The sequence below is a fragment of the Luteimonas sp. MC1572 genome (assembly GCF_016615815.1).
Classification (GTDB): domain Bacteria; phylum Pseudomonadota; class Gammaproteobacteria; order Xanthomonadales; family Xanthomonadaceae; genus Luteimonas.
The window spans coordinates 1,344,109-1,368,706 of the sequence record NZ_CP067112.1; the positions used below are offsets into that span (position 1 = coordinate 1,344,109).

General features: G+C 72.2%; 23 protein-coding genes. 13 read left to right on the forward strand and 10 right to left on the reverse strand.

Features of this window, described 5'->3' with window-relative positions:
* Positions 1-3 precede the first annotated feature (3 nt).
* The gene (locus JGR64_RS06080; protein ID WP_199372505.1) at positions 4-471 is read right to left on the reverse strand and encodes a DUF4442 domain-containing protein; all 468 of its coding nucleotides are present in this window, start codon (positions 469-471) and stop codon (positions 4-6) included.
* 4 nt (positions 472-475) lie between these two features.
* On the reverse strand, positions 476-1,351 hold the full coding sequence (trxA, locus tag JGR64_RS06085; protein ID WP_199372506.1) for a thioredoxin: 876 nt from the start codon (positions 1,349-1,351) through the stop codon (positions 476-478).
* Between the two features lie 102 nt (positions 1,352-1,453).
* Between trxA and JGR64_RS06090 the strand changes: the two genes are divergently transcribed.
* Positions 1,454-2,104 carry a DUF998 domain-containing protein gene (locus JGR64_RS06090; protein WP_199372507.1) on the forward strand — a complete coding sequence of 217 codons (651 nt, stop codon included), beginning with the start codon at positions 1,454-1,456 and terminating at the stop codon, positions 2,102-2,104.
* 10 nt (positions 2,105-2,114) lie between these two features.
* On the opposite strand, the gene JGR64_RS06095 is transcribed toward JGR64_RS06090, so the two are convergent.
* Positions 2,115-3,827, reverse strand: coding sequence for a diguanylate cyclase (locus tag JGR64_RS06095; RefSeq protein WP_234447010.1), 1,713 nt, complete (start codon positions 3,825-3,827; stop codon positions 2,115-2,117).
* Between the two features lie 124 nt (positions 3,828-3,951).
* On the opposite strand from JGR64_RS06095, the gene leuS reads away from it, so the two are divergent.
* Genes leuS through rlmH form a run of 6 tightly spaced genes read left to right on the forward strand, consistent with a single transcriptional unit; the run spans position 3,952 to position 10,048 of the window.
* A complete protein-coding gene (gene leuS, locus JGR64_RS06100) occupies positions 3,952-6,702 on the forward strand; it encodes a leucine--tRNA ligase (RefSeq protein ID WP_199372509.1) in 2,751 nt (916 codons plus the stop codon).
* Positions 6,703-6,752: 50 nt separating this feature from the next.
* Complete coding sequence (gene lptE, locus JGR64_RS06105) at positions 6,753-7,334, forward strand: LPS assembly lipoprotein LptE (protein WP_199372510.1); 582 nt, start codon at positions 6,753-6,755, stop codon at positions 7,332-7,334.
* A gap of 19 nt (positions 7,335-7,353) precedes the next feature.
* A complete protein-coding gene (gene holA, locus JGR64_RS06110; RefSeq protein ID WP_199372511.1) occupies positions 7,354-8,391 on the forward strand; it encodes a DNA polymerase III subunit delta in 1,038 nt (345 codons plus the stop codon).
* A complete protein-coding gene (gene nadD, locus JGR64_RS06115; protein ID WP_199372512.1) occupies positions 8,388-9,071 on the forward strand; it encodes a nicotinate-nucleotide adenylyltransferase in 684 nt (227 codons plus the stop codon). The genes holA and nadD overlap by 4 nt, the downstream gene beginning before the upstream one ends.
* 28 nt (positions 9,072-9,099) lie before the next feature.
* Positions 9,100-9,546, forward strand: a complete 447-nt coding sequence (gene rsfS / locus JGR64_RS06120) for a ribosome silencing factor (RefSeq protein WP_199372513.1) — start codon at positions 9,100-9,102, stop codon at positions 9,544-9,546.
* Between the two features lie 31 nt (positions 9,547-9,577).
* Positions 9,578-10,048, forward strand: coding sequence for a 23S rRNA (pseudouridine(1915)-N(3))-methyltransferase RlmH (rlmH, locus tag JGR64_RS06125; protein ID WP_199372514.1), 471 nt, complete (start codon positions 9,578-9,580; stop codon positions 10,046-10,048).
* A 12-nt stretch (positions 10,049-10,060) separates the two neighbouring features.
* Here rlmH and JGR64_RS06130 read toward each other — a convergent pair whose 3' ends face one another.
* From JGR64_RS06130 to JGR64_RS06140, 3 genes are all read right to left on the reverse strand, one after another.
* Positions 10,061-10,732 (reverse strand): energy transducer TonB, encoded by a 672-nt coding sequence (locus JGR64_RS06130; protein WP_199372515.1) that lies wholly within the window; start codon positions 10,730-10,732, stop codon positions 10,061-10,063.
* 196 nt (positions 10,733-10,928) lie between these two features.
* Complete coding sequence (locus JGR64_RS06135; protein WP_199372516.1) at positions 10,929-11,117, reverse strand: hypothetical protein; 189 nt, start codon at positions 11,115-11,117, stop codon at positions 10,929-10,931.
* A 1-nt stretch (position 11,118) separates the two neighbouring features.
* Complete coding sequence (locus JGR64_RS06140; protein WP_199372517.1) at positions 11,119-11,850, reverse strand: SIMPL domain-containing protein; 732 nt, start codon at positions 11,848-11,850, stop codon at positions 11,119-11,121.
* Positions 11,851-11,971: 121 nt separating this feature from the next.
* On the opposite strand from JGR64_RS06140, the gene JGR64_RS06145 reads away from it, so the two are divergent.
* The 4 genes from JGR64_RS06145 to tldD are packed head-to-tail and all read left to right on the forward strand — an operon-like array spanning position 11,972 to position 19,433.
* A complete protein-coding gene (locus JGR64_RS06145; RefSeq protein ID WP_199372518.1) occupies positions 11,972-12,568 on the forward strand; it encodes a Maf family nucleotide pyrophosphatase in 597 nt (198 codons plus the stop codon).
* Complete coding sequence (gene rng / locus JGR64_RS06150) at positions 12,565-14,046, forward strand: ribonuclease G (protein WP_199372519.1); 1,482 nt, start codon at positions 12,565-12,567, stop codon at positions 14,044-14,046. Before JGR64_RS06145 ends, rng begins: the two co-directional genes overlap by 4 nt.
* Positions 14,047-14,073: 27 nt before the next feature.
* Positions 14,074-17,937, forward strand: coding sequence for a YhdP family protein (locus tag JGR64_RS06155; protein ID WP_199373205.1), 3,864 nt, complete (start codon positions 14,074-14,076; stop codon positions 17,935-17,937).
* Positions 17,938-17,987: 50 nt separating this feature from the next.
* The gene (gene tldD / locus JGR64_RS06160) at positions 17,988-19,433 is read left to right on the forward strand and encodes a metalloprotease TldD (protein ID WP_199373206.1); all 1,446 of its coding nucleotides are present in this window, start codon (positions 17,988-17,990) and stop codon (positions 19,431-19,433) included.
* A 29-nt stretch (positions 19,434-19,462) separates the two neighbouring features.
* Here the strand turns inward: tldD and yjgA are convergent, their stop codons facing one another.
* On the reverse strand, positions 19,463-20,056 hold the full coding sequence (gene yjgA, locus JGR64_RS06165; protein WP_199372520.1) for a ribosome biogenesis factor YjgA: 594 nt from the start codon (positions 20,054-20,056) through the stop codon (positions 19,463-19,465).
* 21 nt (positions 20,057-20,077) lie between these two features.
* Between yjgA and pmbA the strand changes: the two genes are divergently transcribed.
* A complete protein-coding gene (gene pmbA / locus JGR64_RS06170) occupies positions 20,078-21,460 on the forward strand; it encodes a metalloprotease PmbA (protein ID WP_199372521.1) in 1,383 nt (460 codons plus the stop codon).
* Positions 21,461-21,574: 114 nt separating this feature from the next.
* Entirely contained in the window at positions 21,575-22,018 is a 444-nt protein-coding gene (locus JGR64_RS06175; RefSeq protein ID WP_199372522.1) for a DUF4870 domain-containing protein, read from the forward strand.
* 10 nt (positions 22,019-22,028) lie between these two features.
* On the opposite strand, the gene ispA is transcribed toward JGR64_RS06175, so the two are convergent.
* Genes ispA through tilS form a run of 3 tightly spaced genes read right to left on the reverse strand, consistent with a single transcriptional unit; the run spans position 22,029 to position 24,549 of the window.
* Positions 22,029-22,922 (reverse strand): (2E,6E)-farnesyl diphosphate synthase, encoded by an 894-nt coding sequence (gene ispA / locus JGR64_RS06180; protein WP_199372523.1) that lies wholly within the window; start codon positions 22,920-22,922, stop codon positions 22,029-22,031.
* Positions 22,915-23,184: an exodeoxyribonuclease VII small subunit gene (locus JGR64_RS06185; RefSeq protein WP_199372524.1), complete on the reverse strand. Its 270-nt coding sequence runs from the start codon at positions 23,182-23,184 to the stop codon at positions 22,915-22,917. The genes ispA and JGR64_RS06185 overlap by 8 nt, the downstream gene beginning before the upstream one ends.
* A 9-nt stretch (positions 23,185-23,193) precedes the next feature.
* Complete coding sequence (gene tilS / locus JGR64_RS06190; protein WP_199372525.1) at positions 23,194-24,549, reverse strand: tRNA lysidine(34) synthetase TilS; 1,356 nt, start codon at positions 24,547-24,549, stop codon at positions 23,194-23,196.
* Between the last annotated feature and the right edge of the window lie 49 nt (positions 24,550-24,598).

Below are 24,598 nucleotides of genomic sequence, written 5' to 3' on the forward strand. Positions count from 1 at the left end.
GGGTCACGCCCCGGCGCCTCCGTTCGCGGCCTGCTTGCGGCGCACATAGACCTGCTTGCGCACCGTGGCCACCACGTCGCCATCGGCGTCGTGGACCCGGGTGTCGAACCACTGCAGGTGCTTGCCGCCGTCGGCGGTCGCCGTGCGCATCGCCTCGAGCACGTCGTCGCCCAGGTCGAAGCTCGCCTCGACGGTGCCGCGGCCGGGCTTCACGAAGCGGATCTCCGCGGCCTGGTCCCAGACCATGTAGCCGCGGCCCAGCGAACGCATGGTCAGCAGCATCCAGAACGGGTCGGTCATGGCGAACAGGCTGCCGCCGAAATGCGTGCCGACGTAGTTGCGGTTGAACCAGTGCTGGCGCATGCGCACGCGCGCATGGCGGAAGTCCTCCGAAATCGCGGTGATGCGGATCCCGGCGAACAGGAACGGCGGCCACAGGTTCATGCCCCACCGCAGCGTGGACGCGCGCACGCCGTCAGGACAGCAGCAGCGCCGACATCTGCCGGCGGTAGCGGGCGACGAGCGTGTCATCGTCGATGACGCGGAACGCCTCGATCAGCGCCTTGCGCGGCAGGCCGTCGTCGAAGGCGCGGTCGCGGCGCAGCATTTCCATGAACTGCTGCAGCGCCGCTTCGTGGCGGCCGGCCACGATGTGCTGCGCGCCGAGCAGGTGGCGCGCGCGCAGGTCGGCGGGGTCACGGGAAATCGCCATCTCCAGCACCTCGACCGACGGCGCATCGCGCAGCAGCGCGGCGAAGTCCAGGCTGGCGCGTGCACGCACCGCACGGTCGTCGGTGGCGAGATTGGCGGGCAGGGCGTCCAGCAGCTGGCTGGCCTCCTGGGTGACCCCGGTGGCGAGCAGTGCGAGTGCGAGCTCGAGCTTCAGCGCGTCATCGGCCGGCGCGGCTTCGCTCGCGTGGCGCAGGCGCAGGACCTCGGCATGCGGATCGGGCGGCGGCGGCGGGGCGGCCTCGGCTGCCTCGGCTTCGGCGGCGGCCGGCTCGATGCCGTGCTGCTTCAGGAACTCGCGAAGCTGCCCCTCGGGCAGCGCGCCGGGGAACCCGTCAACCGGCTGCCCATCCTTGACCAGGATGATGGTGGGGATGGAGCGGACCTGGAACGCACCGGCCAGCTCCTGCTGGCTGTCGACATCGATCTTGGCCAGCACGAAGGCGCCGTTGTAGTCCGCCGCGAGCTTTTCGAGGATCGGCCCGACGGTCTTGCACGGGCCGCACCATTCGGCCCAGAAGTCGATCAGGACCGGCGTGCGCAGCGAGCGCTCAAGGACTTCCGCCTCGAAGTTGTCGGCGGTGGCATCGAAGACGTGGGGCGAAGCGGTGTGCGGGGACATGGCGGGATCCAATCGGCGATCGACAGGAGATTGTGCCAGCGCTTGCCGTTTGCAAGCGCGCGGGGCGACGATGCCGCTCCCCCGGACCAGGCACATGGGCGCATGGCGACAGCGCGGAACAGGTTGCACACGCATGCAAGGCGGCGCGATGCCTGGCGCTGGGCGGGCCTTGTGGCGGCGGCCTGCTTCGCGCTGGCGCTCGGCGGATTCGGCCTGGCGCTGGATGGCTTCGCGCAGCACCTGCATCCGGTCGCGGTGCTGGGCGCGACCGGCGTGCCGCACGCACTGGGCTTCAATCTGCTTGCGTTCGTCATTCCCGGGGCGCTGGCCGCGATGCTGGCGCTGCGTGCACGTGGTGCATTGACCGGGCACGCCGCGCTTGCCGCGCGCCTCGGCTGGACCCTAGCGCTGCTGGCGGCGCTCGCGTTCGTCGCGCAGGGCCTGCTGCCGCTGGACCTTGACGCGCCCGACCAGGCGCGCAGCCGCCTGCACGGCGCGGCGTGGGCGATCTGGGAAATCGCCTTCGTGGCCGCGACGGCACTGCTGGCGCTGGCTGGCGCGCGCGTCCGTCCGGCGACTGCGGCCCTGCATGCAGCGGCTGGGGTCGCGGTGCTGGTGTTTGCCTCGCTGGCGGGCGATGCCATGCCGGCGGCGCTGGTGCAGCGCATCGCGTTCGCCGCGTGGTTCGCCTGGCTTGCATGGGTGGGCTGGACGGCCGTCACCGGCGATCGACGCACGCGGCAAGCCGGGTAGCGGTGCGGCCTCAGCTGGTGGCGGTGGCGTGCACAACGCGGTCGCGCCCTTCGGCCTTGGCGCGATAGAGCGATGCGTCCGCCAGGCCGAGCAGCACTTCCGGCGTGGCGCCGTCGGCCGGAAAGCTGGCCACGCCGATCGAGAGCGTCACCGGCCCGAGGGTCTGGCCCATGTGCAGCAGGGTGGTCATCGCCACGGTGCGGCGGATGGTCTCGGCGCGGGTGATCGCGGTGGCCGCGTCCGCCTCGGGCAGGATCAGGGTGAATTCCTCGCCGCCATAGCGGCACGCAAGGTCCTCGCCGCGCACCAGCGCCTCCAGCGTGCGACCGACGTGCGACAGCACGGCATCGCCCGCAGCGTGGCCATGCTGGTCGTTGAAGCGCTTGAAGTTGTCGACATCGATCATCAGCAGCGACAGCGGCAGGTTGCGGCGCTCGCAGCGCTGCAGTTCGCGCGCCAGATTCTCTTCGAGGTAGCGGCGGTTGAACAGGCCGGTCAGCGGATCGCGCAGCGACTGCACGCGCAGCGTTTCACGCAGGCGCAGGTTGGCGATCGCCATGGCCAGCTGCTCGCCGACCGAGGTGACCATCTCGACGTCGTTGTCGTCCTCGTTGCCATTGGCCTGGGCGTTGACGTGGAGCATGCCCAGGGTGTCGCCCTGCGCGACCAGCGGCACGCACAGCGACGACACGCCGGCCAGGCTGCCGGTGTGGTCGAGATGCGCGCAGCGCTGCCCGCCGCTGTGTCCGTCGACGTGGTGCGGCTGGCCGCGGCGGATGCCCCAGCAGTCGCCGGGTGCGATCAGGTCGCCACTCGCGACCGCTTCCTGGCCGAAGTGCGCGGCGGTCTCCAGGAAATCGCGCGACGCCCGGGCCACGTAGCAGCGCCCGCCCAGCCACGGCACCAGCTGCCGCAGGGTGAACGCCGTGGCCTCCATGGCTTCATCGAGGTTCTGGCAGCTCTGCAGCATGCCGGCGTAGGCACCCAGCTTCTGGCGCTGCGCGCCGAGACGTTCGGCGCGCGCCTGCGCGCACTCGGTGCGCGCGATGGCCATGCGCGCCTCCGCCTCGAGGTGACGACTGCGGCTGTTCTCGACGGTCAGGCTGCGCAGCAGCGCGATCATCAGCCCCAGCGACACCGCCAGCCCGAGCACCACGAAGCTGATCAGCAGGACGGCGTTCCGCCGGCTGGTGCCGAGTCGCTCCTCCAGCAGGCGCGTTTCCTCGGCGCGCAATGCAGTGCTGGCGGCAATGAACACCTGGTGGGCGGCCACGCTTTCAGCGGGGCGCATGGCGCGGATGGCCGCAGGCGCGCCGTCGCGCTGCTGGATGTCGACCAGCCGCTGCAGGTCGGCGATCCGCGTCTCCGACAGGGCGTCGATGCGCCTGGCCAGGCCCAGCTGCGTGGGATTGTCCGCGGCAGCGACGACCAGCGCTTCGCGCGCGCGTTCGTTGTCTTCCATGTTGGCCATGTACTCGGCCAGCATTCCCGGGTGCCCGGCAAGGCGGTATCCGCGCGCGCCGGCTTCCGCGCCGTGGAGCGTGGACTGGACCTGGTCGAGCGCGCCGATCACCTTGTAGCTGTGTTCCACCCAGTCCCGGCTCTCCACCAGGCCCCTGACGCCCAACACCGTAGCCAGGCAGACACCGACCAGCAGCGCGAGCGCCAGGGCGAACGCAGGTGTGCGGTAGGGGCGCAGCCTGGAGACAGACGCCTGCAGCACGGGGCGGGCTCGCACGGGAGTTGCGGCATTGTGCCATCGCCGCGCGTACGCCAGCGGCAAGCGCATGGCGGCCCGGGGTGCGCTGCGGTAGGCTTCCGGGCCCCCTCCCGCCGGTTCCCGCCACGTGTCCAACACCTCCGAAAGCCCCGATCCTTCCAGCTACCAGCCACAGGCCGTCGAGGCGGCGGCGCAGGGCTTCTGGGAGCGGGAGCGCGCGTTCGAGGTGTCCGAGGACAGCGCCAAGCCGAAGTTCTACTGCCTGGCGATGCTGCCGTATCCGTCCGGTGCGCTGCACATGGGCCACGTGCGCAACTACACCATCAGCGACGTGATCAGCCGCCACAAGCGCATGACCGGCCACAACGTGCTGCAGCCGATGGGCTGGGACGCGTTCGGGCTGCCGGCCGAGAACGCCGCGATCAAGAACCGCACCGCGCCGGCGAAGTGGACCTACGCCAACATCGACCACATGCGCACCCAGCTGAAGTCGCTGGGCTACGCGATCGACTGGTCGCGCGAGTTCGCCACCTGCAATCCCGACTACTACGTCCACGAGCAGCGCATGTTCGTGCGGCTGATGGAAAAGGGCCTGGCCTACCGCCGCAACTCGGTGGTGAACTGGGATCCGGTCGACCAGACCGTGCTCGCCAACGAGCAGGTCATCGACGGCCGCGGCTGGCGCTCGGGTGCGGTGGTCGAGAAGCGCGAGATCCCGCAGTGGTTCCTGCGCATCACCGACTACGCCCAGGAGCTCCTCGACGGGCTGGACACGCTCGACGGCTGGCCGGATCCGGTCAAGACCATGCAGCGCAACTGGATCGGCCGCAGCGAAGGCCTCGAGATCGCCTTCCGCGTGGATGGCGAGGACGCCCCGCTGGTGGTGTACACCACGCGCCCGGACACGCTGATGGGCGCGACCTTCATCAGCATCGCCGGCGAGCACCCGCTGGCGCTGAAGGCCGCGCAGGGCAATCCCGAGCTGGCCGCGTTCCTCGCCGACCTGCGCCAGGGCGGGGTGTCGGAAGTCGAGCTCGAGGCGCAGGAAAAGCGCGGCATGGCCACCGGTCAGTGGGCCATCCATCCGGTCACCGGCGAGGACGTGCCGATCTACGTCGCCAACTTCGTGCTGATGGGTTACGGGACCGGCGCGGTGATGGCGGTGCCGGCGCACGACCAGCGCGACTGGGAGTTCGCCAAGGCCTATGGACTGCCCGTGCATCCGGTGATCGTGCCGCCGGGCGTGGCCGATGCGCTGCGCGAGGTGGCCAGCGACGTCGCCCATGACGCCGATCCGTTCCAGGCGGCGCTGGCCGGCGGTTCGGTCGACGCCTGGGACACCTCGGCCGCGGTGGCGATGGTCCGCGATTTCCTGGACGGCATCGAGCAGCGCGGCGCGTACACCGAGCGCGGCACGCTGGTGAATTCCGGCGACTACGACGGCATGGATTTCGACGCCGCCTTCGCGGCGCTGGCGGCGCGCTTCGAAGCCGAAGGCAGCGGTCGCAAGCGCGTCAACTTCCGCCTGCGCGACTGGGGCGTCAGCCGCCAGCGCTACTGGGGCTGCCCGATTCCGGTGGTCTACTGCGGTGCCTGCGGCGCGGTGCCGGTGCCCGAGGACCAGCTGCCGGTGGTGCTGCCGGAGGATGTCGAGGCCGCCTTCGCCTCCGGAACGGTGCAGTCGCCGCTCAAGTCCAACCCGGAATGGCGCCGCACCAGCTGCCCGACGTGCGGCCAGCCGGCCGAGCGCGAAACCGACACCTTCGACACCTTCATGGAGTCGAGCTGGTACTACGCCCGCTACACCTCGCCGGGCGCCGCCGACATGGTGGATGCGCGCGGCAGGTACTGGACGCCGGTCGACCAGTACATCGGCGGCATCGAGCACGCCATCCTGCACCTGCTGTATTTCCGCTTCTTCCACAAGCTGCTGCGTGACCAGGGCCTGGTGGACAGCGACGAACCCGCGGTCAACCTGCTGACCCAGGGCATGGTGGTCGCCGACACCTATTACCGCGAGGCCGCCAACGGCGCGCGCGACTGGATCAACCCGGCGGATGTCGAGGTGGAGCGCGACGAGCGCGGCCGCGTGGTGGGCGCGCACCTGCGCAGCGACGGGCAGCCGGTGTCCGTCGGCGGCACCGAGAAGATGTCGAAGTCGAAGAACAACGGCGTCGATCCGCAGTCGATGGTCGACAAGTACGGCGCGGACACCGTGCGCCTGTTCTCGATGTTCGCCTCGCCGCCGACGCTCTCGCTGGAGTGGAACGAGGCCGGCGTGGAGGGCATGTCGCGCTTCATGCGGCGCTTCTGGCGCGAGGTCCAGAAGCACGCCGACACGCTTCCCTTGCCTGCGGGGGACGTGTCGCCACCCACGGCCGCGCAGCGCACCCTGCGGCGCCAGCTGCACGAGACCATCCAGAAGGTCGGCGACGACTACGGCCGCCGCCACAGCTTCAATACCGCGATTGCCGCGCTGATGGAGTTCATGAACCACGTAGCGAAGTTCGACGACGCGTCGCCGGGCGGCCGCGCCGTGCGCCACGAGGCGCTCTCGGCGATGGTGCTGCTGCTGAATCCGGTGACGCCGCACGCCTGCCATGCGCTGTGGCAGGTCCTCGGCCATGCGGAGACGGTGCTGGAGGACGTCGCGTTCCCGGTCGTCGATCCGGCGGCGCTGGTGCGCGACGCGCTGACCCTCGCGGTGCAAGTGAACGGCAAGCTGCGCGGCACCATCGAAGTCGCCGCCGATGCCGCGCGCGAGGTCATCGAGGCCACCGCGCTCGCCGAGCCCGGCGTCGCCCGCATGCTGGAAGGGCTGTCGGTGCGCAAGGTGATCGTGGTGCCCGGCAAGATCGTCAACGTGGTGGCTTCATGAACGCGACGTCCCCGCTTGCCGCGCTTGGCCGCCTCGTACAGACTCCGCCGATGACCCGTTCCCATCTCCGTAGCTTCGTACTGGCGCTGCTGGTACTCGCGCTCCCCGCCTGCGGTTTCCACCTTCGCGACGCGCTCACGCTGCCGCCGGACCTGGACCGGGTGCGGGTGACCGCGCAGGACCCCTACAGCGCGCTGGCGCAGTCGCTGTCGCGCTCGCTGGAGCGTGCCGGCATCGAAGTGCCGACCGGCGACAGCCCCGGCGCCTCCGTCCTGCGGATCCACTCCGAACAGTGGGAGTCGCAGCCGCTCAGCGTCGACCAGTTCGGTCGCGCCCAGGAATACACGCTGCGTTACGCGGCGGTGTTCTCGCTGGTCGACGGCAGCGGCGGCATGCTGGTGCCGCAGCAGGTGATCGAGCTGTCGCGTGACTACGTATCGCTGCCCCAGGATTCCACCGGCTCGGAGAGCGAGCGCGAGCTGCTGTCACGCGAGCTGCAGCGCGAGATGGCGTCATCCGTGCTGCGTCGCATCGATGCGGTCACCCGCAGCCGTGCGGTCGAAGCCGAAGCCGGCCGCGCGGTTCCGGCCGTCGCGCCCGCCGTCGACGATCCCGCCGCCGGCACGCCCTGAGCGGGCTGGATCGGCGGCGATGGCCAGGGAACTGACGCCGGAGCAGCTGGCCACCGGGCTTGCCGGAGCGCCCCTGGCGCCGGTCTACCTGGTCGCCGGCCCGGAAACCCTGCGCGTGCTCGAGGCGGCGGATGCGATCCGCGCCCGGGCGCGCGAAGAGGGCTTCGCCGAGCGCGAGGTGTTCGATGTCGAAGGTCGTGACATCGACTGGGACGGGCTCGAGGCGAGCCTGCGCGCGCCCAGCCTGTTCTCGGCACGGCGCGTGATCGAGGTGCGCCTGCCCACCACCAAGCCGGGCAAGCAGGGCGCCGAGGTCATCACCGCCTACTGCGCCGACCCGCCGCCCGATACCTGCCTGCTGGTCACCGGCGGCGAATGGAGTGGCAAGCACGGCGGCAAGTGGAGCGAGGCGGTCGCGCGTGCCGGTTCCATTGCCGTGGCCTGGGCGATCAAGCCGCATGAGCTGCACGGCTGGGTCGAGGCCCGGCTGCGGCGGCGCGGCGTGCGCGCCGATCGCGACGCCGTGCAGCTGCTGGTTGAACGCGTCGACGGCAACCTGCTGGCCGCCGCTCAGGAGATCGACAAGCTGGTGCTGCTGGCCGAGGGTGGCGTGATCGATGCCGCGCGCATGCAGGTGCTGGTGGCCGACGCCGCGCGCTTCGACGTGTTCCGCCTGGTCGACGCCGCGCTCAACGGCGAAGGCGCGCAGGCCGTGCGCATGCTCGCAGGGCTGCGCGCCGAGGGCGAAGCGGTCCCGGCGCTGATGGGCATGGTGGTGATGGAGCTGCAGCGCGCGGCGGCGCTGGCGCGGGTGCAGGCGCGTGGCGGCAACCTGGCCGCGGAATTCAAGGTGCAGCGGGTCTGGGATGCGAAGCAGGCGGCGTACAAGCGCGCGCTGGCACGCCATCCGGCGGCGCGCTGGGAGCGCTTCGTGGCCGTGGCCGGACGGATCGACCGCATCGCCAAGGGGCGCGGCGAGGGCGACGCCTGGCAGGTGCTGGAGCGCCTGCTGCTCGCGGTCGCCGACGCGCGCGCGCTGCCGCTGCTCGCGGCGTGACATTGCTGGCCTGCTACGGCGGCAGCTTCGACCCGGTGCATCTCGGCCACGTGGCCATCGCGTGCGCGGTGCGCGACCGGCTTGGCGCCGAAGTCGTGCTGCTGCCCGCCGCGGATCCGCCGCACAAGGCGCGCACGCACGCCGACGCCGAGGCGCGCGCGGAGATGCTGGAGCTGGCAATCGCGGGCGAGCCGGGGATGCGGGTCGATCGGCGCGAACTGCGCCGGGACGGGCCGTCGTACAGCGTGGACACCCTGCGCCTGATCCGTGCCGAACAGGGCCCGCACCGGCCGATCGCCTGGGTGGTCGGTGGCGATTCGCTGCTGCAGCTCGACCGCTGGCACCGCTGGCGGGAGCTGTTCGCGCACGGCCACGTGCTCGCCGTGGAGCGCCCGGGTGCGCCGCTGGACGCGGCGACCGTGGAGCGCCTGGCGTTCACGGTGCACCGTGGCATCGAGTTCCGGCGCCGCGAGGCCAGCGCGCTTGCGGATTCACCGGCCGGTGGCTACGCCGTGCTCGCCTTGCCCGAACTGCGCGACGAATCCTCCACCGAAGTGCGGCGCCGCATCGCCGCCGGGGAGGATTGGCCGCCGATGGTGCCGGCGGCCGTTGCCGCACATATCCGCCAACATCGGCTGTATGTCGGCGGGCCCGGGTCCGGGACCGCCGCTTCGCTATAATCGCCGCCACGCCAACGAGTCGACCCCATTGACCACCCCCACCCAAGTCATCAAGACCAGTCTGCCCAACCCGCCCCCCGCAGTCGAAGTGCTGCTGGCCACCGTGCTCGAGGCGGTCGCCGAACTGAAGGCCCAGGACGTCGTGGAGATCGATGTCCGCGGCAAGACCAGCGTCTGTGACTACATGGTGGTGGCATCCGGCACCTCCACGCGGCACGTCAAGGCGATCGCCAACGAGGTGGTCCGCTTCGCCAAGCGCCTCGACTGCCAGCCGCTGGGCGTGGAGGGCGAGCGTGAGGCCGAGTGGGTGCTGGTCGACCTGGGCGACGTGGTGGTGCACCTGATGCTGCCGCGGGTACGCGAGTTCTATGCGCTCGAGCGCCTGTGGACCGTGGGCGACGAGCCGCCGGGCCGCGACGCCGACGCCGATGCCGGCCACGACGCAGGCGCCGCGCCCCGCCAGACGCGGGGCTGATCCGCCTGTTGGCGGCCGCCGCGCGGAGCCGATGAAAGCGCGCCTGGTCGCCGTTGGCGAGCGCCCCCCGGGCTGGGTGTCGGAGGGCTTTGCCGAATACCGCAAGCGGCTGTCGCACTGGCTGCCGCTGGAACTTGTCGAAATCACGCCCGGCCTGCGCGGCAAGGGCCGCGATGCGGTGCGCGCGACCAGCGATGAAGGCCAGCGCGTGCTCGCCGCGCTGCCGCGGGACGTGCACGTGGTGGCGCTGGATAGCCGCGGGCGCGCCTGGGACTCGGAAGCGCTGGCGACCCGGCTTGAGCACTGGCGGGGGCAGGGGCGCGACCTCGCCTTCCTCGTCGGCGGGCCCGAGGGCCACGCCGACGAGGTGCTGGCCCGCGCCGACGAAACCTGGTCGCTGGGCCCGCTGACGCTGCCGCACATGCTGGTGCGCCTGGTGCTGGCGGAGCAGCTGTACCGTGCGGCCGCGCTGCTCGCCAACCATCCCTACCACCGCGCCTAGGCGCGGTGGGGCTCAGCCGCGGTCGAGGACGAACTCGATCGGCACCAGGCCCAGCGCCTGCACCGGCTCGCCACCGCGCAGCGCCGGACGGAAGCGCCAGTGGCGCAGCACGTGGCGGCGCGCGGCCTCGTCGAGCCGGCGATGGCCGCTGCCGGCGTGGATCGTGACCTCCAGCGGCCGACCGTCGACCCCCACCAGGACCTGCAGCATCACCGTACCTTCGGCGCCATCGCGCAGCGCATCGCGCGGGTAGGGCGGAGCACTCGCCTCGCCGTACTCGAGGCGCATGCCGGTGACCGGGCCGTGTGCCGGCAGCACGCTGCCGGCGGCGGCGGATTCGGCCATAGGCTCCGGATCCACCGCGACGCTGCCGTGTTCCACCACTATTGCCGGCGGCATGGCGGGCGCCTCGATGCGCGGGGCGAATGTTGGCGCGGGGGCGGTGGGCTGCGGGCGCACCACCGCCACTTCGACCGGCGGCGGATCAGGCGGCTTCGGCCGGTCGGGGACCAGCACCACGACCGGCGGCGCCTCGGCGCGAGGCACCTCGAGCGTCCGGGTCATCGGCGCCAGCAGCAGCAGGAACGCCGCCGAGTTCAGCAGCAGGGTGCCGCTGATGCCCGCGATACGGACAGGATCGGGGCGTGCGGCGTCGCGACCGTGGATAACGGGATGCAGGACCATGGACCACCTCCCTCGGATGCACCGGCTGATGTCCGGCATGCATGCCAACGCGCGGGACGCGGCCGAGGGGTTGTCTGGGCCGCGTGGCGCGACTGGACTACGCGTCCAAGCTGCCCGGTCCATCGCGTCGCGGCAAGGCGCGCAGCGACGCACGGCCGCCCGCAGGCGACCGGCGGCGGATCAGTGCGGCGGGGACTCAGTCGCCGCCGGGCGCGGGGTCGTTTTCGCGGTCGGGTGCCAGGCCGCCGTCTTCGGGGTCCGGGCGAGGCTTTGCACCGCGGCCCGCTTCGGTGCGATCACGCGGCTGCGGTTCGGCGTAGCCCGGGTTCTTGCCCGGCCGAGGATCGGGGGAGGGTGGCGCCTGCTTGCGATCGGATCCGCCCATGTCAGCGCCCCAGTTCGAAGACCACGTCGAGGTTCGCATCCAGCGTGGTCTCGCCCGGCGACACCGGTGTGGACTCGGCATCGCGTGCCATCGACTTCATCATCATCATCGGCTGGGGGGGCTGGAAGCCGCCGCCTTCGCTGATGCTGACGATGCGGCGGACACGCAGGTCCAGCGACTTGGCATACATCGCGGCGCGCGCGCGCGCGAGGTCGAGCGCGGCACGGCGCGCCTCGTCGTAGACCGCCTCGGGCTGGTCGATCTCGAACGCGGGGCCGTTGATGTCGTTGGCGCCGCTGGCGACCAGCGCGTCGAGCACCTTGCCGAGGCGGTCGATGTCGCGGACCTTGATGCTGACCGTGTTGCTGGCGCGGTAGCCGGTGATCTCCGGCGCCTTGTTTTCCGCGTAGCGGTATTCGGGATTGACGCTGATCCCCGTGGTGCGGATGTCCTTTTCCGCCACGCCGGCGTCGCGGATGGCGGCCATCACCTTGGTCATCTGTGCGGCGTTGGCACGCATCGCCGCGCTGGCGTCGGTGGCCTGGGTTACCACGCCGGCGGATGCGGTGGCGACATCGGGCACCCGGCTCGCCTGGCCGCGCGCCGAGACCGACAGCAGGGTGGCATCGCTGGCGGCCTGCATGGCCGGAGTCTGTGCGGAAGCGGTCATGGCGGTGGTACCGAGGGCGAGGGCGCAGGCGAGCAGCAGCGGGCGCAGGGCGGAATGGGGCATCGTGGTCTCCAGAACGAAGGGAACAAGGGTCTTGCTCATGCAGTGAACGGGTCGTGAGCCGCTCCGGGGTTGGCCGGCGCGCGCGCGTCGGGCCGGCGTTCATGCGCGGTATCCTTGCCGGATGCTGCATCTTGCCTCGCAATCCCCCCGCCGCCGCGAACTGCTCGCGCGCCTTGGCCTCGACTTCGGCGTGCTCGATGTCGAAGTCGCCGAAGTGCGTGCGCCGGGCGAAGCGCCCGCCAGCTACGTGGCCCGCGTCGCGCGCGAGAAGGCCGGGGCCGGGCTGCTGCGCGTGGTCGCGGTGCCCGCTGCGGTGGTGCTGGGCTCGGATACCGAAGTGGTGCTCGATGACACGGTGTTCGGCAAGCCCGCGGACGCCGCCGAGGCGGCGGCGATGCTGCGACGCCTGTCCGGACGCAGCCACCAGGTCCTGACCGCGGTCTCGCTGGTGTCGGCGGGGCGCGAGGCTTCGGTGCTGGTGGCGACCGACGTCACGTTCGCCGACCTCTCGGACGAGGACATCGCGGACTACGTTGCCAGCGGCGAGCCGATGGGCCGCGCCGGCGCGTACGCCATCCAGGGCGGCGCCGAACGCTTCGTCGCACGGTTGGCGGGCAGCTATTCCGGGGTGATGGGGCTGCCCTTGCACGAGACCGCCGAACTGCTGCGCGGCTTCGGGATCAACGCGCGCACGCCGCGCGCCGGCGGCCGGGCATGAGCGAGGAGATCCTGGTCAACGTGACCCCGCGCGAGACGCGCGTGGCCGTGGTCGAGAACGGCATGCTGCAGGAGCTGCACATCGAACGCGGCTGGCGGCGCGGCGTGGTCGGCAACATCTACAAGGGCAAGGTGCAGCGGGTGATGCCCGGCATGCAGGCGGCCTTCGTCGACATCGGGCTGGAGCGCGCCGCGTTCCTGCATGCCAACGACGTGATGCGCTCGTTGCGCCCGCCCGAGCTGGTCGGCGACGAGCCGCCGCAGCCCGCGGCCACGCCGCCGATCAGCGAGCTGCTGCGCGACGGCCAGGACATCGTGGTCCAGGTGGTCAAGGATCCGATCGGCACCAAGGGCGCGCGGCTGACGATGCAGATCAGCATCCCGTCGCGCTACCTGGTGCTGTTGCCGCAGTCGACCGTGGTCGGCGTGTCCGCGCGGATCGAGGACGAAGCCGAACGTGCGCGCCTCAAGTCGCTGGTGACCGGGTTCTCGGCGGGCAACCAGCACGGCTACATCGTGCGCACCAACGCCGAGGGCCAGCCTTCTGAAGCGCTGGCCGAGGACATCGCCTACCTGGCACGCGCCTGGCTGCTGGTCGAAGGGCAGGTGGCCAGCGCGCGCGTCGGCACCTGCGTCTACGAGGACCTGACCCTGCCGATGCGCGCGGTGCGCGACCTGATGCGCCGCGACGTGGAAAAGGTGAAGGTGGATTCGCGCGAGACCTGCGATCGCCTGCAGGTGTTCGCCGCGCAGTACATGCCCGGGCTCGCCGAGCGGATCGAGCACTACAGCGGCGCGCGCCCGGTGTTCGACCTGTACGGCGTCGAGGACGAGATCGGCCGCGCGCTGGAGAAGCAGGTGCCGCTGAAGTCCGGCGGCTACCTGGTCATCGACCAGACCGAGGCGATGACCACGGTCGACGTGAACACCGGCTCGTTCCTCGGCCAGCGCAACCTCGAGGAGACGGTGTACCGCACGAATCTGGAAGCCGCGCAGGCGGTCGCGCGCCAGCTCAGGCTGCGCAACCTGGGCGGCATCATCATCATCGACTTCATCGACATGGTCGATGCCGAGCATCGCCGCCAGGTGCTGCGCACGCTGGAGAAATCGCTGCTGCGCGACCACGCCAAGACCACGGTCTACGACTTCTCGCCGCTGGGCCTGGTGGAGATGACGCGCAAGCGCACGGTGGAAAGCCTGGAGCGCCAGTTGAGCGAGACCTGCCACGAGTGCGGCGGGCGCGGCATGCTCAAGACCGACGAGACCGTGACCTACGAGATCTTCCGCGAGATCGTGCGCGCGGTGCGCCAGTTCGATGCCGAGCGCCTGCTGGTGATCGCCTCGCCGAAAGTCGTCACCCGGATCACCGAAGAGGAGTCGGCGGCGGTCGCCGAACTCGAGGAGTTCCTGGGCAAGTCGATCCGCTTCCAGGCCGACGAGCAGTATTTCCAGGAACAGTTCGATGTGGTGCTGCTCTAGCCACGCCGGGCGCGCGGCGTGGGCCTGATGCCGCCGACGCCGCTGCGCCGTGGCCTGCGCGTCGCAAGGCGCGGCGCCTGGTATGTACTGGCCATCGGCCTGGTGCTGATGGCGCTGGGCGCCGGCATCACCAGCCAGCTGCTGCCGCTGGCCGAGCGCCACCCCGACCACATCGCCGCCTGGCTTGGCGAGCGCGCCGGGCGCACGGTCGCGTTCGACCACGTGGAGACCGAGTGGACCCGGCGCGGCCCGCTGCTGCGACTGGACGGCCTGCGCATCGGCGACGGCCCGCACGCGATCCCGATCGGCGCGGCGGAAGTCCTTGTCTCCCAATACGCCGGCCTGTTGCCCGGGCGCTCGTTCACCGAGCTGCGGCTGCGCGGGCTGGAGCTCACGCTGGAGCGCGACGATGACGGGCGCTGGCAGGTCCGCGGCCTGCCGGGCCAGGCGCAGTCGGGTGGCGATCCCTTCGCTGCACTCGAAGGCCTCGGCGAGCTGCAGGTCATCGATGGCCGCCTGGCGGTGCTGGCCCCCGCGCTCGGCATCGATGCGGCCCTGAGCGAGGTCGACCTGCGCCTGCGCGTGGACGGTGAGCGCGTGCGCGTCGCGGCGCGCGCCTGGATGCGCAAGGGCGTCTCGCCGCTGGACATTTCGGCCGATCTCGATCGCAGCCGTGGCGATGGCCGCGCCTGGCTGGCGCTGCGCGATGCCGACCTGGCGGCCTGGTCGGGGCTGCGCGCGGTGGGCGTGGGGACGGCGGCGGGAACCGGCAGGATCCAGGCATGGGCGGACCTGCGCGGCAACCGTGTCACCGACCTCCGGGTCTCCGGAAAACTGGATGGTGTGCGCCTGCGCGGCAACGCAGTGGCGGGCTCCGCCGCGCCATCGCTTGATTTCGGTCGCGTCGAGATCGACGCCCGCTGGCTCGCGCTCGCGGGCGGCTGGCGCGTCGACGCGCCGCGGCTGCGGGTCGGGGCCGGCGCGGATGCGCAGGTGCTCGACGGCCTGCTGGTCGCCGACGGTGCGCGTCGCGCGCTGGTCGCCGAGCGCATCGATGCCGGACCGCTGCTGGCGCTGGCCGCGCTCGCAGGCGCCATGCCGCCCGCACTCTCCGACTGGCTTCTCGACACGCGTCCGGGTGGCGTGCTGCGTGATGTGGAGGTCGCGGGCGATGCCAGCGGCCGCTTCCGTGCGCGCGCGCAGGTGGAGGACCTGCGGTTCGACGCGGTCGGCGATGCCCCTGGCGTGTCCGGACTCTCCGGCACCCTGGTCGGCGACGCCGACGGCGTGACGTTCGCGTTCGACCGCAAGGCCGTCATGCGCTTCGACTGGCCGCGCGGCTTCGGCCCGCCGGCGCACGCGGTGCGCCTCGCGGGCAGGGTGACGGCCTGGCGCGACGGCGCGGGCTGGCACGTCGATACGCCGGCGCTGCGCGTCAGCGGCGAAGGCTACGGCGCCGATGTGCGCGGTGGCCTGGTCTTCCAGGGCGACGGCACGCGCCCGCGCGTGGACCTGGCGGCGGCCATCGACGATGCCCACATCCCGGTGGCCAAGCGCTTCTGGGTCCGCCACCGCATGCCGCGGGCGGCGGTGGACTGGCTGGACACGGCCCTGGTCGGCGGCCACGTGCGCGGCGGGCGTGCCGTGCTGTCCGGCGACCTCGACGACTGGCCGTTCAGCGCCGCGGGCAAGACCGCCGGTCCTGGGCTGTTCCACGCGCGCGCGGGACTCGACGACGTGGTGCTGCGCTTCGATCCCGACTGGCCGGCCGCGAACGGCCTCGACGGCGTGGTCGACTTCATCGCCGATGGATTTTCGGTGTCGGGACGTGCGCAGCTGGCCGGAGTGCCGCTGCCGACACTGTCCGGCCGCATCGCCCATTTCGGCGATGCGCCGCTGCTGGTGCGCGCCGACATCGCCGGCGATGCTGCGCCGGTCCTCGCGCTGCTGCGCGCCAGCCCGCTGCGCGAGGGCCGCGAAGCGCTGCTGCAGGGACTGTCCGCCGCGGGCCCGATGCGCGCGGCGTTCGCCCTGGACCTGCCGCTGCACCAGCACCCGATACGGCCGGCGGTTTCCGGGCGCGTGCTGCTGGAAGGCGCGACGCTGGGCGAAAAACGCTGGGACGTCGCGTTCGACGATGTCCGCGGCGAGGCACGCTACGACCAGAACGGTTTCGTTGCCAATGCGCTTCGCGTGCGCCGCGAAGGCCTGGCCGGCACGCTGGCCCTGCGTGCCGGCACCGGGCATGTCGCCGATCGCGGCAACGCCTTCGAGGCCGAGCTCGGCGCCAGCCTGGCCGCGTCCGAACTCGCCGCCCGTGCGCCGCAGCTGGCCTGGCTCGGCGATCGCCTGCGCGGGCGATCGCAGTGGACACTCGCAGTGGCGATCCCGGTGGATGCCGGCAGCGACGGAGGCGGCGGACGGCTGCAGCTGCGATCGGACCTGGTGGGCACGCAGCTGATGCTGCCGGCGCCGCTCGACAAGCCGGCGGCCACGCCGTTGGCGGCACGCATCGATGTCGACCTGCCGCTAGGCGAGGGCGACGTGGACGTGGCCCTGGGCAACCGGGTCGCCTTGCGCGCGCGCAGCCGCGGCAACCAGACCGGGGTGCGCGCGGTGCTGGGCCGCGGGCGCATTGACGGCGAGCCCCCGGCGTCGGGCCTGGTCGTCACCGGGAGCACGCCGGTGCTGGACGCGCTCGACTGGGCGAGCCTGGCGGGTGGTGGCGACGCGGACGCCGACGCTGGCGAAGGGCTCGCACTGCGCCGGATCGACGTGTTGGCCGGTCGCCTGCAGCTGCTGGGCAGCGGCTTCACGCAGACGCGCGTGCTGGCCGAGCCGGTGGCGGCGGGAACCTCGGTGCGCTTCGACGGGCCGGCGCTGGCCGGTGGCCTGTTGCTGCCGCGACGTTCCGGCGCCGCGCTGACCGCGCACCTGCAGCGGCTGCATTTTCCCGCACCCGGTGCGCGCGCGGGCGGTGGCACGCCGAGCGCCGACGGGGAGGGCGAGGCCGCGGCCGCCGATGACATCGACCCGGCGCGCATCCCGCCGCTGGACATCACCGTCGACGACCTGCGGTTCGGCGCTGCCGCGCTGGGCACGGCCCGGCTGCGCACGCGCCAGACGGCGGATGGGCTGCTGGTGCAGGAGTTCCATGCGGTGCGGGGCAGGCAGCGTGTCGAGGTCGAAGGCGATTGGCTGGGGCGCGGCCAGGCCGCGCGCACGCGCGTGAAGGTGTCGCTGGCAAGTCGCGACTTCGGCGCACTGCTGTCCGGCTTCGGCCTGGGCCAGCGCCTCGACGGTGGCGAAGGCGAAGCGGACTTCGACGCGACCTGGCCGGGCGGCCCGGCCGGTTTCCGGCTCGACGCCCTCGAGGGCAGCCTGGCGTTGACGGTGAAGGATGGCCGCCTGGTGGAAGTCGAGCCCGGCGCCGGCCGGGTCCTCGGCCTGCTCAGCATCACCGAACTGCCGAGGCGCCTCACCCTGGACTTCCGCGACTTCTTCGCCAAGGGCTTCGCGTTCAACCGCATCGGCGGCACGGTCGCGTTCGGCGCCGGGCAGGCGCGCAGCGACGACATGCTGATCGATGGCGCCGCGGCCGAAATCAGCATCCGCGGCACGGCCGACCTGCGCGCGCAGACCTACGACCAGGTGATCGAGGTGGTGCCGCGCACCGGCGGGCTGCTCACCGCGGTCGGTGCGCTCACCGCCGGGCCGGTCGGTGCCGCCGTGGGGGCCGTGGCCAACGCGGTGTTCGAGCGGCCGCTGGGCCGCGTGGGCGCCAAGGTCTACCACGTCACCGGGCCGTGGAAGGATCCGAAGGTCGAGGTGCAGGTTCGCGAGCCGCCGCCAGCGGAGCGCGCGGGTCCGGTGGTGCCCGCGTCGGGTTGATTCGCTGCCGTACGCCCGCATCTCCCCTGCAACGCCTTCCCGGACTCCAGCTGATGACCCAAGCCCTTGCCCTTGCCGAAGCCCGCCTGCTGCTGCCCGCGGGCCTCGACGGCGGGGGCCTCGAACGCGCGTTCGGCCAGCTGCTGGGGCCGGGCATCGATTTCGGCGACCTGTATTTCCAGCACGCGCGCCGCGAGAGCTGGACGGTCGAGGACGGCATCGTCAAGGACGGCTCGCATTCGATCGAGCAGGGCGTGGGCGTGCGCGCGATCAGCGGCGAGAAGACCGGGTTCGCCTATTCCGATGACATCAACGGTGCGGCGCTGCTTGCGGCGGCGCAGTCGGCGCGCGCCATCGCGCGCAGCGGACACGAACACGCGGCCAGGACACTGGTACCGGCGGGCGCACGCTCGCTGTACGCGCCCACCGACCCGATCGATGCCATGGGCAACGACGCCAAGGTCGAGGCGCTGCGGCGGGTCGACCGCCTGCTGCGCGCCGCCGACCCGCGCGTGAAGCAGGTGATGGTGAGCCTGTCGGGCGGCGTAGACACGATCCTCGTGGCGCGTTCGGACGGCGTGGTCGCCGGCGACGTGCGTCCGCTGGTGCGGCTCAACGTGCAGGTGATCGTGGAGCAGGGCGGCCGCCGCGAGAGCGGCTACGCCGGCTACGGTGGCCGCTACTCCTACGAGGAACTGCTCGGCGATGGCCGACCGGAGCAGTTCGCGCGCGAGGCGCTGCGCCAGGCGCTGGTCAACCTCGACGCCATCGACGCGCCGGCCGGCATCATGCCGGTCGTGCTCGGCCCCGGCTGGCCCGGCGTGCTGCTGCACGAGGCCGTCGGCCATGGCCTGGAGGGCGACTTCAACCGCAAGGGCACCAGCACCTATGCCGGGCGCATGGGCCAGCGCGTCGCCGCGCCGGGCGTGACCATCGTCGACGACGGCACGCTGGACAATCGCCGCGGCTCGCTCAACGTCGACGACGAAGGCACGCCGACGCAGTGCACCACGCTGATCGAGGACGGCGTGCTCACCGGCTACATGCAGGACACGCTCAACGCGCGCCTGATGGGCGTGGCGCCCACCGGCAACGGCCGCCGCGAGTCGTTCGCGCACCTGGTGATGCCGCGCATGACCAACACCTACATGCGCGCCGGCCAGGACGACCCGGCGGACATGATCCGTTCGGTGAAGAAGGGCCTGTACGCGGTCAACTTCGGCGGCGGCCAGGTCGACATCACCAGCGGCAAGTACGTGTTCTCGGCCACCGAGGCCTACCTGATCGAGGACGGCAAGGTCACCGCGCCGGTGAAGGGCGCCACGCTGATCGGCAATGGCCCGGAAACGATGCAGAAGGTGCGCATGGTCGGGCATGACATGGCGCTGGACGACGGCGTGGGCGTCTGCGGCAAGGACGGCCAGAGCGTGCCGGTGGGCGTGGGCCAGCCGTCGCTGCTCGTGGACGGCATCACCGTCGGCGGCACGCGCGCCTGATGCCGGCGCGCGGTCCCGGCGATCCCCCGTCAGGGCGTGCTGTCGTCGCCTTCCCGGTCGCCGTCGTCGTCGCCTTCACCGAAGTGGTCGTCCTGGCTATCGGCCGGCTGCAGCAGCGCGCGCACTTCGCGGAACAGCTCGCGGAACGCGCGCGGTGGCTTGTTCGCCTTGCGTTCGGCCAGCGCGTTGCGCACCAGCTGCCGCAGGCGCTGGCGGTCGGCGCCGGGGAATTCTTCCAGCAGCGCGGCCAGCGCGGCGTCGCCGTCGTCGCCGAGCAGGCGCTCGCGCCAGTCTTCGGCACGGTGCAGGCGCGCGGCATCGATGCGCGCGGCTTCACCGTCCACTTCAAGCGCGTCGCGGATCGCGTCCAGTGCCTCGTCGTCCTCGCGGCGCAGCTGCTTGGCCAGGAATGCGATCTCGCGCTTGCGCGCGATGTGCGAGGTGATGCGCCGCGCGCGTTCAATGAACTCCGGCAGGTCGTCGCCCAGCGGCAGCTTGTCCAGGCGGCCCGGGTCCAGCGCCACCAGCTGCTGCGCGAGCGCCAGCACGTCGAGCGCCTCGCGGCGCTGCGCGCTGCGGCTCGCGCCCAGGAATTCGCCGGTGTCTTCGTTCTTTCCGCGCATGTGCCGCACCCCGTATAGACCATGAAGGATAATCCATTGCAGACCCAGCCGACCGTAGTCACGCCCGCCACGGACGACAGCCGCGAGCGCCTGGCGCAGCTCCAGGGCATCACCGCGGAGCTCCTGGACCGCGCGCGCGCCGCCGGCGCCAGCCAGGCCGAGGTGTCGTGTTCCGAGGAGCGCGGCCTGAACGTCAACGTGCGCATGGGCGCTGTCGAAACCGTCGAATCAACGCATGACCGCGGCATCGGCGTGACCGTGTACTTCGGCCAGCGCAAGGGCAGCGCGAGCACCGCCGACCTGCGGCCGGAGAGCCTGGAAGCGACCGTGGCGCAGGCCTGCGCTATCGCGCGCCATACCGAGGATGACGACGCGGCCGGCCTCGCCGACGCGGCGTTGATGGCGCGCGAGGTGCGCGAATTCGACACCTGGCACCCCTGGGCGCTGGACGCCGACCACGCGATCGACCTGGCGCTGGCCTGCGAGCAGGCCGGCCGTGACGCCGATCCGCGCATCGCCAACTCCGACGGTGCGTCGGTCGGCAGCGGCACGTCGCTCAGCGTCTATGCCAACAGCCACGGCTTCGTCGGCGCCGAGCGCGACAGCCACCACAGCATCGGCTGCGCGCTGATCGCCGGCGAAGGCGATGCCATGCAGCGCGACGGCTGGTACAGCGTGGCGCTCGCCGCCGACGATCTGCAGTCGCCGGCCGCGATCGGCCGCTTGGCGGCGCAGCGCGCCGCCGCGCGCCTGGGTCCGAAGCCGCTGGCCACCGGCCGCTATCCGGTGCTGTTCGCCTCCGAGGTCGCGCGTTCGCTGGTTGGACACCTGCTGGGTGCGGTCTCCGGCGGCGCGCTGTACCGCGGTGCGAGCTTCCTGGTGGACAGCGTCGGCGAGCAGCTCTTCCCCGACTGGTTCGCGATCGACGAGCGGCCGTTCCTGCAGCGCGGGCTGCGCTCGTCGGCCTACGACAGCGAAGGCGTGGCCACCCGCGAATCGTCGCTGGTCGCCGGCGGCGTGCTGCAGCGCTACGTGTTGGGCAGCTACTCGGCGCGCAAGCTTGGGCTGCAGACCACCGGCAACGCCGGCGGCGTGCACAACCTCGAGGTGGCCGCCAATGCCGGCGACCTCGACGACATGCTGCGCGGCATGGGCCGCGGCCTGCTGGTCACCGAATTGATGGGGCAGGGCGTGAACATCGTTACCGGCGACTATTCGCGCGGCGCCGCGGGGTTCTGGATCGAGGACGGCGCGATCGCCTTCCCGGTGGACGGCATCACCATCGCCGGCAAGCTGCGCGAGATGTTCGCCGGCATCGAAGCGGTGGGGCGCGACGTCGACACCCGCTCGCACATCCGCACGGGTTCGATCCTCATCGGCGGCATGACCGTCGCGGGTGAATGAGCCGCTAGCGCGCGCCTGACGCCACGGCGGCACCGGGTGCCATCGGTTGGGTTGCGCTCCATCGCGGCATCCCCATGCTATGGGGATGCCGGATGCACCGGCCAGGAGACCGCGATGCAACAGACCACCCATCTCGCCAGCACCCCCGCCACCGGCAGCGAGCGCCAGTGGGCGGCGCTGGCGCACATTGCCGCCCTGGTCCTTGCGCTGTGCACCAGCTGGATCGCCGGCGTGGCCGGCATGCTGGGCGCGGGCGCCGTCTACCTGCTCAAGCGCGGCGATTCGTCGTTCGTCGCCACCCACGCCCGCGAGGCGCTGAACTTCAACCTCAGCATGTTCATCTATGCCTGCATCGCGTTCGCGATCGGCGTGGTGCTGGTCGGGGCCACGGTGCTTACGCTCGGCATCGGCATCATCCTCACCGCGCCTGCCGGCCTGGTGCTGATGGTCGCGATGGCCGCGATCGCGCTGATGTGGCTGGTGTGCAGCATCATCGCCGCGGTGAAGGCGTGGAACGGCGAGGCCTATCGCTACCCGCTGACGATGCGCCTGTTCTGATCCGCGCGCGTCAGTGCCTGCGCTTGATCGCGAACTCGGCGAGCGTGGCGAGGATCGCCGCGCGCGGGCCGAAGGGCGCCAGCGCGTAGCGGATCGCGGCCGCCAGCGTGGCGAGGCGCTCGCGTGACGCATCGAGGCCGACCAGCGCCGGGAACGTGACCTTGTCCTGTGCCGCGTCCTTGCCGGCGGTCTTGCCGAGGGTGGCGCTGTCGCCTTCGACATCGAGCAGGTCGTCGCGCACCTGGAACGCCAGGCCGAGCGCGTCGGCGTAGGCATCCAGGCGCATGCGCGCGTCGGCATCGGCGCCGGCGACGATCGCCCCCATGCGCACGGCGGCGCGGATCAGCGCGCCTGTCTTGAGCGCATGCAGGTGCTCCAGCGCGGCCAGCGTGGCCGATGTGTCGCCGGTGGCTTGGAGGTCGAGCGCCTGCCCGCCGCACATGCCGGCGCCGCCGGCGGCCACGGCGAGCTCGCGCAGCATTGCCACGCGCGCGGCGTCGCCCACGGCGGCATCCGCCAGTACCGCGAACGCCAGCGCCTGCAGCGCGTCGCCGGCGAGGATCGCGGTGGCCTCGTCGAAGGCGACGTGCACGGTGGGCTGGCCACGCCGCAGGGCGTCGTCGTCCATCGCCGGCAGGTCGTCATGCACCAGCGAATAGGCGTGCATCAGCTCGATCGCCGCGGCCGCGGCATCCAGCGCGTCCTCGCCTGCGCCGAACGCGGTGCCGGTGGCGTAGACCAGCAGCGGTCGCATGCGCTTGCCGCCGAGCAGCACGGCATGGCGCATGGCCGCGTGCAGGCGTGGCTCGGCAGCCGGGTGTTGGTCCAGTGTGCGCTCGAGGACGGCGTCGATGCGCTGGCGCCACGCCTCGAGCCGGGCCGCCCTCGCTTCCGGGTCAGGCATCGTCGAGATCGCGGCCCGGGAAGGGTTCTGCGCGCTCCGGCTGCTGTGGATCGGTAAGCAGGCGCACGCGAAGCTCGGCCTGTTCAAGCGCCTGCTGGCAGCGGCGGTAGAGGCCGACGCCGCGCTCATACGCGGCGAGCGAATCCTCGAGGCTCATCTCGCCGTGTTCCATCTTCTCGACGAGCTGCTCGAGCAGGTCGAGCGAAGCTTCGAAGTCGGCGACGGGCGAGGTGTCGTTGGTGGTGGCGGGCTTGCGTGGCATGGCGCCAGTTTACGCCATGTGCCACCAGCGCAGGCCGGCGCCGCGGGCGCGAAGCCACGTCTCCAGGCGTGCCGAGAGCACGGCGTCACCGGCGGCGAGCAGGGTGCCGTCGGGCGCGGACAGCAGCGGCATGCGCGCGCGTTGCCAGGGCGGCAGCGCACCTGCCTGGAGCAGGTCTTTCAGCGCGTGCGAATGCGTGCGGCCAGGGAGCACGATGCGTTCGCCGCCGCGCCGCGCATGCGCTTTCAGCGGGGTATCGAAACATTCCGCGCCGACGAGCGACAGCGCGCCCCCGCCGGGCAGCGGCAGTGGCGCGCGCCCGTCCCACCCGGCCTCCCAGTCCGCGGGAAGCGGAGGCAGCCGCTGGCCGGCATGCAGGCGGCCGCGCCAGGCGTGGACCACGGCGTCCGACCATGCAAAGGCCGCCACGCTGTCGTTGCGCGCGTGCAGCAGGTCGGCCGTGATGTGCGCGACGCCGGTTGCCGGCAGCGGGGGCAGTGCAAGCTCGATGATCCAGGCGCGCAGCACGCGCGCGCGCCGCGCCGCGGGCAGCGCCTGCAGGACGGTGATGGACAGGCCCGGGTCGACTGGCGGGGCGGCTGCGGTTTCGCGCTGTGTGCGGTCCGTTTGTCCGGCGTCGCGCGCCGCAGCCAGGGCCGCGTGGTCACCCTGGGCCAGAAGGTCGCTCGCTTCGGCGGACAGCGTTGCCGAGCGCGCGAGCGCAGCATCGGCCTCCGGCCAGCGTGCGCGCAGCAGCGGCATGACCTGGTGGCGCAGGTAGTTGCGGTCGTGGGCCGGGTCCGCGTTTGCCGGATCCTCAAGCCACGCCAGGCCGTGGCGCATGGCCCAGGCATGCAGCGTGGCGCGCGGCAGCGCCAGCAGCGGGCGCCACAGCCAGCCGGCCGCGAAGCCGCGCCAGGCACGCATCGACGCGAGGCCGTCGGGGCCGGACGCGCGCAGCGCGCGCAGCAGGAACGTCTCGGCCTGGTCGTCGCGATGGTGCGCCAGCGCGAGCACCTCGCCGTGGCCCAGCGCGTCGGCGAAAGCGGCGTGCCGCGCCGCGCGCGCCGCAGCCTCCAGCCCGCGCCCGGCGTCACGTGCCACGTCGACCCGCGCCACCTGCAGCGGCACGTCGAGCGCGGTGCAGGCGCGCGCGCAGTGGACGGCCCAGGCGTCGGCATCGGCGTGCAGCCCGTGGTGGACGTGGACCGCGCGCAGGCCGCGCGCGCGGATCGAGGCGTCCGCGGCCAGCAGGTGCAGCAGCACCGTGGAATCCAGCCCGCCGCTCAGGGCCACCAGCACCGCGCCGGTGGCCACCGGGCAATCGGGCAAGGCGATGCGGTCGGAGGGCGGAGGCGAGGCCATCCCGCGATGTTGCCATGTGCCCGCGATGCAGTGATCCGCCAGCGCCCGC